Origin of the sequence: Streptomyces palmae, from assembly GCF_004684805.1 — a bacterium.
GTDB classification, from domain to species: Bacteria; Actinomycetota; Actinomycetes; order Streptomycetales; family Streptomycetaceae; genus Streptomyces; species Streptomyces palmae.
In genome coordinates this window covers 1-12399 of the sequence record NZ_SRID01000021.1, presented here as the reverse complement: position 1 = coordinate 12399, position 12399 = coordinate 1, and the positions used below count along the sequence as shown (strand labels likewise).

The window sequence follows — 12399 nt, the reverse complement described above, 5'->3', positions numbered from 1 at the left end:
CCACCGTCTCGCCGACGTCCATCCGGAACCGGCGAGCCATCGAAGCGGAGGAGTCGTATGAGCACCAACCTTCTGCTGGAAGACACCACCGACCTCACCGACCTGGACCTCGACATCCAGATCTCGGAGACCGACGGCGAGGGCCCGGCGTTCGCGTCGGGTGGCTACACCTCGCCCAGCACCTACACGAGCCCCTGCAGCCTCTGCTGCTGGTAACGCTCCACCGTGTCCGCGTGGGGCGGGGTCTGCGCCCGCCCCACGCGGGTCGTGCCAGTTCTCGGGATCGAGGGGGAGCCAGAACACGTGCGGGATGACCACTACGCGCCGCAGGACTGCCTGTTCGTACGCACCACGGCGATGCCCCGCAGCACACCGGGTGGCCGCCCCCTCGGCGACTCGGCCGCACAGGTCCGCGCGGCCACCGCCGACCCGCTGTTCCGCGAGGCGCTGCACATCGCCAGCGGCAGCCTCGCCGACTCCCTCGACCGCCTCGACGCGGGCGCCGAACTCGGGGCCAAGCGGCTGCGCCGTACCGCTCTCGCGGTGTCCCGGTACGCGCTGCGGGCCGAGACCAGGCCGACCCCCTTCGGCCTCTTCGCCGGTGTGGCCCCCGCCCGGGCGGCGGACACCACCCGGGTGAGGCTGTCCGGCCCCGGCAGGAAGGCGGTCCGGCTGGACGCCGCCTGGCTCACCCAGCGGGTCGCCGCATGGCTGGAGCTGCCCGAGGTACGGCGCGGCGTGGACGTCGTCTCCAGCGACCTGTGCCGCACCCGGGGCGAGCGGCTGGTCATCCCCGGCAACGGGGCCGAGGCTTCCGTCCGCAACACGGCCCTGGTGACCTGGGCGTGCCGGCGGACGACGCGCCCCGTCGGCTACGCCGTGCTCCTGGAGCAGGCCCTGGCCGCCTTCCCCCGTCTCACCTCCGACCAGGTGGACGCCGTACTGCTCCAACTCGTACGGCACGGCTTCCTGCTGACCTCCATCACCCCGCAGGACCTCGACGAGGCGCTCCTCGACCGCATCGCGGCGGCCCTCGCACCGGTGCCCGCGGCCCAGGAGCAGCTCGCCTCCCTGCGCGCGGCCCTGGACGCCTACGCCGCGGCGAAGCCCGGTGAGGGCCTCCCGGCGTGGCGCGACCTGCGGCGGCTGACCGACCCGGAGGGCACCGCGGCCCGGCCGCCCGTCCACGTGGATCTGCGCGTCGACGCCGAGCTGCGCGTCTCGCGGGCGGTGACCGAGGAGGCCGCCCGCTACGCCTCCGCCATGTGGGAACTCTCCGGGGACTGGCAGGCCCACGCCTACCTGCGCGCCTACCGGGACCGTTTCCTGGAGGCGTACGGCACCGAGGGCGTGGTCCCGCTGGGCCGGCTCGTCGACCCCCATCGGGGCATCGGCTTCCCGTCCGGCTACGGCACTCGCGCCGACGCGGAGTCGACGGCACGCGGGCAGTCGGAGCAACTGCCCAAGGAGCGCCGGCTGCTGACCCACGACCTGGTCCAGGAGGCGCTGCTGAGCGGGGATGACGAGGTCCGGCTCACCCCCGCCCTCATCGACCGGCTGGCCGCCGGCCGGAAGGCCGGGGCACACGTGCCCCCGCCGCGGTCGCTGGAGCTCTGCTTCCACCTGCTGGCACGGAGCGAACAGGCCGTCGACCGCGGCGACTTCCGCCTCCTGGCCCCGGTGTACGCGGGTTCCCTGCTCGCCGGCGCGACCGTCGGGCGGTTCGCCGAGCTCGTCGGGATGGAAGACGACCTGGCCTCGCTCCTGGCCGGCCTCGGCGACGACGAGACGGTGCCGGCCCAGGTGGTGTACCGGCCGCACACGGTGCGCGGGCTCAACATGGCCCAGGTCCCCCGCCTGCTGCCGCACCGGATACCGGTGGGCGTGTACGCCGACCGGGACGCGCCCGGCACCCTGGACTGGCGGCGGCTCCTGGTCTCCCTGGGGCCCTTCGGGCTGCGGCTGACGCTGCCGGAGGACGGACGCGAGGTGCTGCCCGTCGTCCCGCATGTGCTGGCCATGGACCGGGAGGCGCCCTCGGTCGCCCGGCTGCTGGTGGAACTGGCCTCCGTCCGGGCCAGGACCTGGACGGGGTGGAACTGGTGCGGCCTGGAGGGGCTGCCCTACCTCCCCCGGGTGAGCTACGGCCGCGTCACGGTCTTCCCCCGCCGCTGGGTCCCCGACCGGCATCTGCGCGAGGCGGCGCAGGCCCCCGCCGGGTGGGACGCGGCGGTCGCGGCGTGGCGTGACCGCTACCGGGTCCCCCGGGAGGTGAACCTCGCCAGGTGGGACCGTATGTACCGGGTGGACCTCGAGGAACGCTGGCAGCGGGAGGTCTTCCGCCGGGAGGTCCGCGATGGCGGCTCCCTGGCGATCATGGAAGATCTCACGGACGGCGGACGCGCCCTGGGCTGGTCCGGCGGACACGGCACCGAACTCGTCGTTCCGCTCACCCGGTCCACCGCGCCGGTCCGGCGCCAGGAGACCGCCGGCCGGCCGCGCCGCCCGGTGCCCCGGCCGACCGACCACGAGCTGGCGCACCTGCCGGGCGAGGAGTGGCTCTACGCCAGGTTCGCCGCCTCGGAGGACACCCACGACGAGTTGCTGCACTCCGGCCTGCCCGGGCTCCTGCGCGAGGTCGGGGAGCACCTGCGCAGCTGGCACTACATCCGGTACCGCGATCCCGAACCGCATATCCGCCTCCGGCTGCACGGCGGGGCCGAGGCCCTGCGCACCGCGGTCCTGCCCCGACTCGCCGCGGTGAGCCGGGAGTGGCAGGAGACCGGGATGGTCCAGGGCATGGTCCTGGACACCTACCGGCCGGAGACCGACCGCTACGGCGGGCCCGCCGCGCTCCCCCACGCGGAGCGGATGTTCTGTGTGGACAGCCAGTCGGCGCTGGCCCAGATCGGGATGCGGGCGCGCGGCGCGCTGAACCTGCCCGCCCCCGTGCTCACGGCCCTCAACCACGCGCTGCTGCTGGAGTCGCTCGGCGACTGGGACTGGTCGGCCTGGATCAGCCGGGCCCTGCCCAAGGGGACCGCCCACGCGGTCTACCGGACCCACCAGGAGCAGGCCAGGTCGCTGATCGTGCCCGGACGCACCGCCCGCAGCGCGGCCGCCGTCCTGGGCGCCCCCCTCGCCGCCCTGTGGAGCACCACCCCGGAGACTAGGGCGTACGGTGCGCTGCTGCTGTCCGACGGGGGGCGGGCGCCCGGTGGCGAGCAGCACGCCGAAGCCGTCATGTCGCTGCTGCACATGCAGCACAACCGCCTGCGGGGCATCGACAGGACCGGTGAGGACGCCGGCTACGCCGTGCTGCGCGGCGTGGCCCGCGACCACCAGGGCCGCCTGGCCCACGCCCAGGACAGGGAGGAGAACGGATGACCGCCCCGCTCCACGCGGACCGGGCCCGGGATGTCGCCGCGCAGGTCTTCGACCGGCTCGCCGACCCGGCGGCCACCGCCGCCGACACCGGTGTGCCGGGCGCCGACGCGGACGTCTGCCCGCCCGAGTACCTCTGGGAGGACCTCTCCCTCTCCAGCGGCTACCCGGGGGTGTCCCTGGCGTTCACCGGCCGCGGGGCCCCCGGCCCCGACGACATCGCCCGAGCGCACGCCTACCTCGTCCGGGCGATGCGGGCCACGGCCGCCACCGCCCACGCCCCGGCGGGCATCTACACCGGACCGGGCTCCGTGGCCTTCGCCGTCCTCATCGCCCACCGGGCCACCGGCGGCTACCGCTCCGCCCTGGAACGGCTCGACGACCACCAGCGGCGGCTGGTCCGCCGTGCGCTGCCCGAGGTCCGCGACACCCCGGCGACCACCAACGGCGAGTTCGAGGTGGTCCGCGGCATGAGCGGCATCGGCCGCTATCTGCTGGCGCGCCGGGAGCAGTGCGAGGAGGAGCTGCGGCTGGTCCTCACCTACCTGACGCGCATGGCGCACGGCGAGGCCGTCCACCGGGGCCATCGGGTGCCCCGCTGGTGGACCTGGGCGGCGCCCAAGCTGGGGCAGGAGGTCGAGATGCCCGACGGGCACCTGAACCTCGGGCTCTCGCACGGTGTGGCGGGGCCGCTCGCCCTGCTCTCGCTGGCCTGGCGACAGGGCGTGGTGGTGGACGGGCAGCGCGAGGCCGTCGAGCGACTGGTCGACCTGCTGGGGCAGTGGGCGCACGAGAGCGGGGACGGACCGCTGTGGCCTGCGTACCTGACCCTCGGCCACTGGGCGGCGAGGCCGGACACCCGGCCGCCGCAGCGCCCGTCCTGGTGCTACGGCGCCCCGGGGATCTCCCGCGCGGTGCAGCTCGCGGGGCTCGCGCTCGACCGGCCCGAGTGGCTGGAGCTGGCCCACCGCTCCCTGCTGCCGCTGCTGACCACCGATCCCGAGAGCTGGGACATCGACAACCCCAACCTGTGCCACGGGTGGGCCGGGATCATGCACCTGGTCGCCGTCCTGAACGAGCCGATCGGTGACCGGCGGCTGAGCGGGCTCGTCGACGAGATGGCGGCCCGGACCCTGGCCCTGTTCCGGCCCGAGTACCGGTTCGGATTCCGCGCCAGCCTCACGACGGCTACGCAGGGCACCGACGTCCCCGCGTTCCTGGAGGGCGCCGCGGGTACGGCCCTGGCCCTCGACGCCTACGCGGCCGGCCGCACCACGACGGACTGGGACATGGCCCTGCTGACGGCCTGACACCGCCCGGCTCGGAAACAACGGCGGGCGCCCTGGGCCCGCCGCCTGGCGTCCTGTGCGGCCTTGGCCCGCGCCGCCCGGTCGGCGGGCCGGGCCCGCGCGGCCGTGGCCGTGGCCTGTCCGCGCCCCGGCCCGCGGTCCGCCGGCTCAGTCGGCGTCCGGATGGGCGCGGCCGGCCCGGTCCGGCAGGTAGCTCGCCAGGCCGCGCAGAATGATCTCCAGGCCGACGTCGAACCTCTCGTCGGCGGATTCCGTCACCATCAGCCCGGCCAGGGCGCGCAGATGGGGGAAGTCCTCCGCGGGCAGGGACGCGAAGTAGCTCTGCATGTCGTCGACCATCTGGTGGCCCTCGGGGCGGTCGGGTGACGCGCCGTCACCGTCATGCCGGCCGGCCCGGTCCTGCCACACCCCCTCCTCCAGGACGAACCCGTCGATATAGGTGGAGATGAGGTCCCCGGCCTCCGCCGCGATGCGGTCGGGCAGCCCCGCGGTACGGAAGAGCGCGAGCAGGGCCTCGACGTGCGGCAGCAGTTCGGCGGTGAACGGGGCGTGGGCCATGGAGATCCGGGCCATGTCCCGGTGGGCCAGCAGGCGCTGCCGTCCGAAGCGGGCGTAGTCGCGGACCAGCTCCTGCCACCGCTCCGGATCGGGGTCGGGCACCCGGAAGCCGTCGAAGAGCCGGGCGTACATCAGCTCCAGCAGGTCGTCCTTGGAGTTGACATGGGCGTAGAGGGCGGAGACCGCGACCCCCAGCTCGGCGGCCACCTGGCGCATCGACAGGCCGTCGAGGCCCTGGCGGTCCAGCACCACGAAGGCGGCCTCGACGACCCGTTCGCGGGACAGCGGTGCGCGCGCGGGGGCGGCGGAGGCGCGGGCGGAACGCTCGCGCTCCCAGGGGGACGGCGGAGGGGATGCGGGGGTGCCAGCGGCCGCGTCGGTCATGGACCCAGCTTAGGCGCCGGGAGAACAGCGTTCTCCCCTGGTGAACGGCTCGATCCGGACGCGGCGGGTGGCGGCGCGGCGCCGGGCCGCCCGCATTGCTCACTGAACACTGTTCTCCGGTGAGCACTGTTCTGTTAAGGTGAACAGCGTTCTCCGGCTCCTTCGGCCGGGCACCCCCCGGCCGTGTCCGTGAGCCGGGCAGGCGCAACCATCCGTCCCACCGCGCTCGCGGGTCACCACCGCGGCGCGGCTCTTTCGCGAGGAGTTCCCATGTCCACCACCGGTGTCGCGTCCACCGAGGCGCCCACCGACTCACCGGCGCCCTATCGGTGGCGCTGGGCCGCGCTCTTCGTGATCCTCGCGGCCGAGGTGATGGATCTCATCGACGCCGTCGTCACGAACATCGCCGGCCCCTCCATGCGGGCCGACCTCGGCGGCAACGCCTCCACCCTGCAGTGGCTCGCCGCCGCGTACACCCTCTCGATGGCCGTCGGGCTCGTCACCGGCGGGCGGCTCGGCGACATCCACGGGCGCCGCCGGATGTTCCTGGTGGGGGCCGCCGGCTTCACACTGGGTTCGCTGCTGTGCGGGGTGTCCGTGTCACCCGAGATGCTGATCGCCGCACGCGTCGTCCAGGGGCTGTTCGGCGCGGTGATGCTGCCGCAGGGCCTCGGCATGATCAAGGAGATGTTCCCGCCGCAGGAGTCGCAGAAGGCCTTCGGCCTGTTCGGCCCGGTCATGGGGCTGTCCGCGGTCTGCGGGCCGATCCTGGCGGGCTGGCTGGTGGACGCCGACTACTTCGGCACCGGCTGGCGGATGATCTTCCTGATCAACCTGCCACTGGGTGCCGCGGCCTTCCTCGGCGCCCTGCGCTACCTGCCCCGGGGCCGGTCCGGCGAGAAGCCGCGCCTCGACATACCCGGCATGCTGCTGGTCTCACTGGCCGCGCTGCTCATCATCTTCCCGCTGGTCCAGGGGCGCGAGTACGACTGGCCGGTGTGGACGTTCCTGATGATGGGCGCCTCGCTGATCGCCTTCGTCGCCTTCGGCGCGTACGAGTCCCGGCGCAGCAGGACCGGCCGGGACCCGCTGGTGGTCCCCGGACTCTTCCGCAAGCGCGGCTTCAGCGGCGGCATGACCCTCGGGCTGGTCTTCTTCTCGACCATGCAGGGCTTCATGCTGGTCTTCAACCTCTACACCCAGCTGGGCCTGGGCTATTCGCCGCTGCGCGCGGGCCTGGTGATGGTGCCCTGGTCCGGCGGCATGATCGTCGGTTTCGGGATCGCCCAGGGGGTCGCCCGGTTCGGACGGACCGTGCTGCAGGCGGGGGCGCTGGTCATGGCGGTCGGCGTGTTCGGCGTGTGGCTGACGCTCGACATGGTCGGCAGCGGCGTCGGCCCCTGGCAGCTCCTGCCGTCCCTGCTCGTCACGGGCATCGGGATGGGCCTGCTGATGGCGCCGTTCTTCGACATCGTGCTCGCCAGTGTCGAGCAGCACGAGACGGGGTCGGCCTCCGGCACGATGACCGCGATGCAGCAGCTCGGCGGCGCCTTCGGGGTGGCCATCCTCGGCACGGCGTTCTTCGGTCTGCTGGGCGGCGGGGTCGCCAGCGCCGTCGACCACCACGCGCCCGAGCTGCGCCGGCAGCTGACGGCCGCGCACCTGGCACCGGCCGCGCAGCAGCGCGTCGTGGCGGACCTGCGCACGTGCGCCTCGGACCGCGCCGTCGCCAAGGACCCCGCGGCGACCCCCGCCTCCTGCACCCGCCTGGAGAAGCACACCCGGTCCGCCGTCACCTCTCCGCAGGACGGCGCCCGGGTCCCGGCCGCGCTGCGGGCCACCGCCTCGTCCGCCTTCCGCACCGGCTTCGGTACGGTCATGAAGACGGTGCTGTGGATCGTCGACGGCATGCTGGTGCTGACCTTCCTGCTCTCCTTCCTGCTGCCGCGCCACGCGCGCCCCGAGGGCGCCGCCGGCCACTGACCCGGCCCGTACCGGGGTCCAGAGCGGCATGGTCGTCCCGGATCCGGCCGACACCACCGTGCGGACGGTCCGGGCGGTCTCCCTCCCGTGAGCCGTCGGGGGCGGGCCGGCGCACGGGGATGTTTGCCCCCCAAGCGGGCGGGCACCCGGAACGCCGGACACGACGGCCACCCTGTTCCCCGTCGAAAGGTGCGAGTGCCATGGCCAAGGAAGAGAAGGCCCGGGCCAAGGCCCAGCAGGCCAAGGGAAAGGTCCAGAAGGAAGCCGGCCGCGCGGTCGGAAACGAGCGCATGGCGGCCAAGGGCCGCGCCAAGCAGGCCGAGGGCGACTCCCGGCAGGCCAAGGAGAAGACCAAGGACACCTTCCGGGGTTGAACACGCCCCAGCCCCGCCCGGCACCCCGCCTCCACGGGGTGCCGAGCCTCGCTCCGACCACCCACTCGGCCCCCGGCCGCGGGCAGTGGCGCGCCGGGCCGGGGGATCACCTCCCCGAAGCATCGACAAGGAGAGCGTCGTATGAGGGCACTGACCTGGCACGGTCGCCGTGATGTCCGCGTGGACACCGTGCCCGACCCGAAGATCATCGATCCCACGGACGTGATCGTCCGCGTCACCTCGAGCGGAATCTGCGGCTCGGACCTGCACCTGTACGAACTCCTCGGCCCCTACCTGGAACCCGGCGACATCCTCGGACACGAGCCCATGGGCATCGTCGAGGAGGTGGGTTCCCAGGTACGGAACCTCGCCGTCGGCGACCGCGTGGTGGTGCCCTTCAACGTCTCCTGCGGCACCTGCTGGATGTGCAGCCGGGGGCTCCAGTCCCAGTGCGAGACCACCCAGGTCACCAAGTTCGGCAGCGGTGGCTCCCTGTTCGGGTACACCAAGCTCTACGGTCAGATACCCGGCGGGCAGGCCGAGTTCCTGCGCGTGCCGTTCGGTGACACGCTGCCCATCAAGGTTCCCCACACCGCGCCCGACCAGCGCTATCTCTACCTCTCCGATGTCCTGCCCACGGCCTGGCAGGGCGTCGCCTACGCGGACGTCCCGCCCGGTGGCAGCGTCGCGGTCCTGGGGCTGGGCCCCATCGGCGACATGGCCACCCGGATCGCCCTCCACCAGGGCGCCGGCCAGGTGATCGGCGTCGATCTGGTCCCCGAACGGCTGGCCCGCGCCTCCGAACGCGGGGTGACGACGCTGGAGTTCACCGGACACGGCGAGGACATCGGGGACCGGATCCGCGAGCTCACCGACGGACGCGGCGCCGATGCCGTCATCGAGGCCGTCGGGATGGAGGCGCACGGCGCCCCCCTGGCCAAGGCCGCCCAGCGGTTCACCGGGTTGCTCCCCGACCCCCTCGGCCAGAAGCTGATGACCAACGCGGGGATCGACAGCATGACCGCCTTCAACATGGCCGTCGACGCGGTCCGCCGCGGCGGCACCATCAGCATCCTGGGCGTCTACGGAGGCGCCGTGGACCCTGTCCCCATGCTCACCCTGTTCGACAAGCAGGTACAGCTCCGCATGGGCCAGGCCAATGTGAGGCGCTGGGTGGACGACATCCTCCCGCTCCTCGACGACTCCGACCCCCTGGGCGTCGACCACTTCGCCACCCACACCCTGTCCCTCGAGGACGGGCCCGAGGCGTACAGCACCTTCCAGGCCAAGAGGGACGGCATGGTCAAGGCGATCCTCACGCCGGACGGCGGTCGGCCGAGCCCGGTATGAGCCGGCACCGCACAGCGCGGGTCCACCGTCGGGCCCCGCGCGGCCGGCCGGACACCCTCCGCGAGGGCAGCACCGGTCGCCGCGCGGCGGGAGCCCGCTCGCCGCCGGCCCCCACGAGCACGGTGAGTTCGTCGTCCGCTCACTCGAGGAGCAGGGGCCTCAGATGGACGGGACCGCACAGCCGCGCGGGGTGTGCGGCCGGGAAGGAGGCGAGGACGGGCCGGCTCGGGTGGGCGGCCGGGTGGCGGCAGCGTTGGGCGGCCCGCGGGCGCCATGGCACCATCGGGCGGGTGAGCAGCACACCCCTCGACGCACAGCGCCTGAGCGACCTCGCCCGGCTGCGCCGCGTCCGCGACCGGATCGACCGGGAGTACGCGCAGCCGCTGGACGTCGAGGCGCTCGCCCGCGGCGTACACATGTCGGCCGGGCATCTCAGCCGTCAGTTCCGGCTGGCCTACGGCGAGTCGCCGTACTCCTATCTGATGACCCGGCGCATCGAGCGCGCGATGGCGCTGCTGCGCCGCGGAGACCTCAGCGTCACCGAGGTCTGCTTCGCGGTCGGCTGCGCTTCGCTGGGCACCTTCAGCACCCGCTTCACCGAACTGGTCGGGGTGCCGCCCAGCACCTACCGGCGCCAGGCGGCCGGCGGGACGGCGGGGATGCCGCCGTGCGTGGTCAAACAAGTGGGCAGACCGATCAGGAATCAAGAAGCACCGGTCATCGACACGTCGTTAGCGTGACGGTCATGAACATCACCATCAACACCACCGTCCTCCCGCACCACGACCCGGACGCCTCCCTCGCCTTCTACCGCGACATCCTCGGCTTCGAGGTGCGCAATGACGTCGGCCAGGGGACCATGCGCTGGATCACGGTCGGTCCCGCCGACCAGCCCGGCACCTCGATCCTGCTGGCTCCGCCGGCCGCCGACCCCGGCATCACCGACGCCGAGCGCCGCACCGTCACCGAGATGATGGCCAAGGGCACCTACGGCTGGATCCTGCTGGCCACCCAGGACCTCGACGGCGCCTTCGAGAAGATCCAGGCCACCGACGCCGAGGTCATCCAGGAGCCGACCGAGCAGCCGTACGGCATCCGCGACTGCGCCTTCCGCGACCCGGCCGGCAACCAGGTGCGCATCCAGGAGGTGCGCTGAACCCTGGTGCGGACGCTCCCCGGCTGACGGCTGAGACGGCGCGGCCGCCGGGGCGCTGAGTCGGGTCCGGCCCGCCTCCCGGGTGCGCGGAGGCGGGCGCGCGCCCCTGCCCGCGGTGGTGCCCCCGGTCGGCCGGCGCCCGCGCGCTTCACCCGATCAGCCGTCACCGGGTGGCCCGATCGGCGGCGGGGTCCTGTCATGGGTGTGCGGGCCGTCGGCCCGCGCCGCGAACAGAAGGGCACACCCATGTACGAGATGCGCAAAGGGCCCGCCACGACAGGCACCAGCGGATTCGTCTGGCATGTCATAACCAAGGAAGACGGATGCTCCACCCTCTGCGGCCGCCGGGTGGCATCCGCCGACCTCGCCCAGGCGGATCCCTCGGGTACCGCCGCGGAAGGCCACTGCGTCCCGTGCATGGACGCCTTCAGCCAGGTGCTGGGCGGCACGGATCTGTGATGCGGCCGCACGAGCGGTGACAACCGAGGCGCTCCCGGCAGGAGCAACAACGGATGGACTCCTCCGCGCACTCCCAATCCCCCGGTCCCCGATCCCGTGTGAACTCCGCCGAGCAGGGCGGGTACGAGCGCCTCCGCCGCGCTCCGTCCGTACGCCTGAGGTGGCTTCGCCACGCCGGCGGTTCCGCCCTAATGGCTGTGACCATCCTGCTCGCCCCCCTGAGCGTGGTGGCCGCCTGGGTGGATTCCGAGATCAGTGACACGGACCGCTACGTCGAGACCGTCGCGCCCATCGCCCGGGAGCCGGCGGTCCGCAAGGCGCTGGTCGATCGGCTGGCCGACCGGGTCGTCCGGAACGACGACGCCAAGGAGATCGCGTCCGCCCTCGCCGAGGCCCTGCGCCGCAGTGGCGCGCCACCCGCCATGGTCCACCAGGCCGGTTCCCTGTCCGAGGTGCTGGAGAGCGGGGCCACCACCTCCCACACCCAGGGCAGTGTGGCGGAGGTCGTCGTCAGCGACCAGTTCGCACAGGAGTGGGCGGACGCCAACCGCAGGAACCACACGGCGGTGGCCAGGGTGCTCACCGGCAAGGACAGCAGTGTGGTCGAAGGCCACGGCGGGGCCATCACCCTCGATCTCGGCCCCGTGCTCGAAGAGGTGAAGAAGCGGCTGGTCGACGCGGGGTTCCAGGGCGCCGCGCGGATGCCGTACGTCGACCGGTCGGTGGTCCTGGTGAAGACCGGGAACCTGGACCGGGCCCAGAGGCTCCTGCGCGTACTGGCCCTGCTCGGCCCCTGGCTGCCGCTCGCGGTGGTCCTGCTGGGGGCACTGGCCGTATGGACGCTGCCCGCGCACCGGATCGCCCTGATGACCGCGGGTGCCGGCGTGGGCGCGATGATGGTCGCCCTGCTGGTCGCGCTCGGCGTGCTGCGCCGCACCCTGCTGGACTCGGTGCCGCGCGACGCCCTGCCGCGGGATGCCGCGGCCGTCGTCTACGACACCTGCGTCCGCTTCCTGTCCGGCAGCACCCGCGCCGTGCTGCTCATCGCCGCGGCCGTGGTGGTCGCCGGCTATCTGGTCGGGCCCGGCCGCGGGGCTCGCGCACTGCGCCGTACCGCCCACCGGGGCACGGAGGCCGCCGGACGGGCCCTGGCCCGGGCGGGTCTGCGCCCGAGGGGCCCCGGCGACTGGCTGGCGGGCCACCGCCGGCAGGCGGCCGGCGCGGTGGGGGTCCTGACCGTGCTGACGCTGCTCCAGTGGACGTACCCCACGCCGGGCTCGGTGGCCCTGGTGCTGGGCGCCGCGGTGGCGGCACTGGCGGCACTGGCCGTCCTGGCGGCGGCGGGGAGCACGGCCGGTGAACCGGTGGCGCCCCGGCCCGGGGCCATCGAGTCCCCGCCCGATCGACCCACCGCGCCCTCGGCCGGTGCGGCCGGGGAAGG

11 protein-coding genes are annotated in these 12399 nt (G+C 73.7%); 10 read left to right on the top strand and 1 reads right to left on the bottom strand.

The window, feature by feature from the left end:
- Positions 1-57 precede the first annotated feature (57 nt).
- From E4099_RS04250 to E4099_RS04240, 3 genes are all read left to right on the top strand, one after another.
- A complete protein-coding gene (locus E4099_RS04250) occupies positions 58-216 on the top strand; it encodes a class II lantibiotic LanA (protein WP_135337564.1) in 159 nt (52 codons plus the stop codon).
- A gap of 87 nt (positions 217-303) precedes the next feature.
- Positions 304-3387, top strand: coding sequence for a lantibiotic dehydratase (locus tag E4099_RS04245; RefSeq protein ID WP_135337563.1), 3084 nt, complete (start codon positions 304-306; stop codon positions 3385-3387).
- Positions 3384-4694 (top strand): lanthionine synthetase C family protein, encoded by a 1311-nt coding sequence (locus E4099_RS04240; RefSeq protein WP_135337562.1) that lies wholly within the window; start codon positions 3384-3386, stop codon positions 4692-4694. The genes E4099_RS04245 and E4099_RS04240 overlap by 4 nt, the downstream gene beginning before the upstream one ends.
- Positions 4695-4841: 147 nt before the next feature.
- On the opposite strand, the gene E4099_RS04235 is transcribed toward E4099_RS04240, so the two are convergent.
- Entirely contained in the window at positions 4842-5636 is a 795-nt protein-coding gene (locus E4099_RS04235) for a TetR/AcrR family transcriptional regulator (protein ID WP_135337561.1), read from the bottom strand.
- Between the two features lie 270 nt (positions 5637-5906).
- Between E4099_RS04235 and E4099_RS04230 the strand changes: the two genes are divergently transcribed.
- From E4099_RS04230 to E4099_RS04200, 7 genes are all read left to right on the top strand, one after another.
- Positions 5907-7619 (top strand): MFS transporter, encoded by a 1713-nt coding sequence (locus E4099_RS04230; protein WP_135337560.1) that lies wholly within the window; start codon positions 5907-5909, stop codon positions 7617-7619.
- Between the two features lie 200 nt (positions 7620-7819).
- Positions 7820-7993 carry a CsbD family protein gene (locus tag E4099_RS04225; protein WP_135337559.1) on the top strand — a complete coding sequence of 58 codons (174 nt, stop codon included), beginning with the start codon at positions 7820-7822 and terminating at the stop codon, positions 7991-7993.
- A gap of 141 nt (positions 7994-8134) precedes the next feature.
- Positions 8135-9343, top strand: coding sequence for a zinc-dependent alcohol dehydrogenase (locus tag E4099_RS04220; protein ID WP_135337558.1), 1209 nt, complete (start codon positions 8135-8137; stop codon positions 9341-9343).
- A gap of 290 nt (positions 9344-9633) precedes the next feature.
- Positions 9634-10083: a helix-turn-helix transcriptional regulator gene (locus E4099_RS04215; RefSeq protein ID WP_135337557.1), complete on the top strand. Its 450-nt coding sequence runs from the start codon at positions 9634-9636 to the stop codon at positions 10081-10083.
- 5 nt (positions 10084-10088) lie between these two features.
- Positions 10089-10499, top strand: coding sequence for a VOC family protein (locus E4099_RS04210; RefSeq protein WP_135337556.1), 411 nt, complete (start codon positions 10089-10091; stop codon positions 10497-10499).
- Between the two features lie 198 nt (positions 10500-10697).
- Positions 10698-10958: a hypothetical protein gene (locus tag E4099_RS04205; RefSeq protein ID WP_135337555.1), complete on the top strand. Its 261-nt coding sequence runs from the start codon at positions 10698-10700 to the stop codon at positions 10956-10958.
- 191 nt (positions 10959-11149) lie between these two features.
- On the top strand, positions 11150-12399 hold a 1250-nt coding region (locus E4099_RS04200), incomplete at its 3' end, for a hypothetical protein (RefSeq protein WP_135337554.1).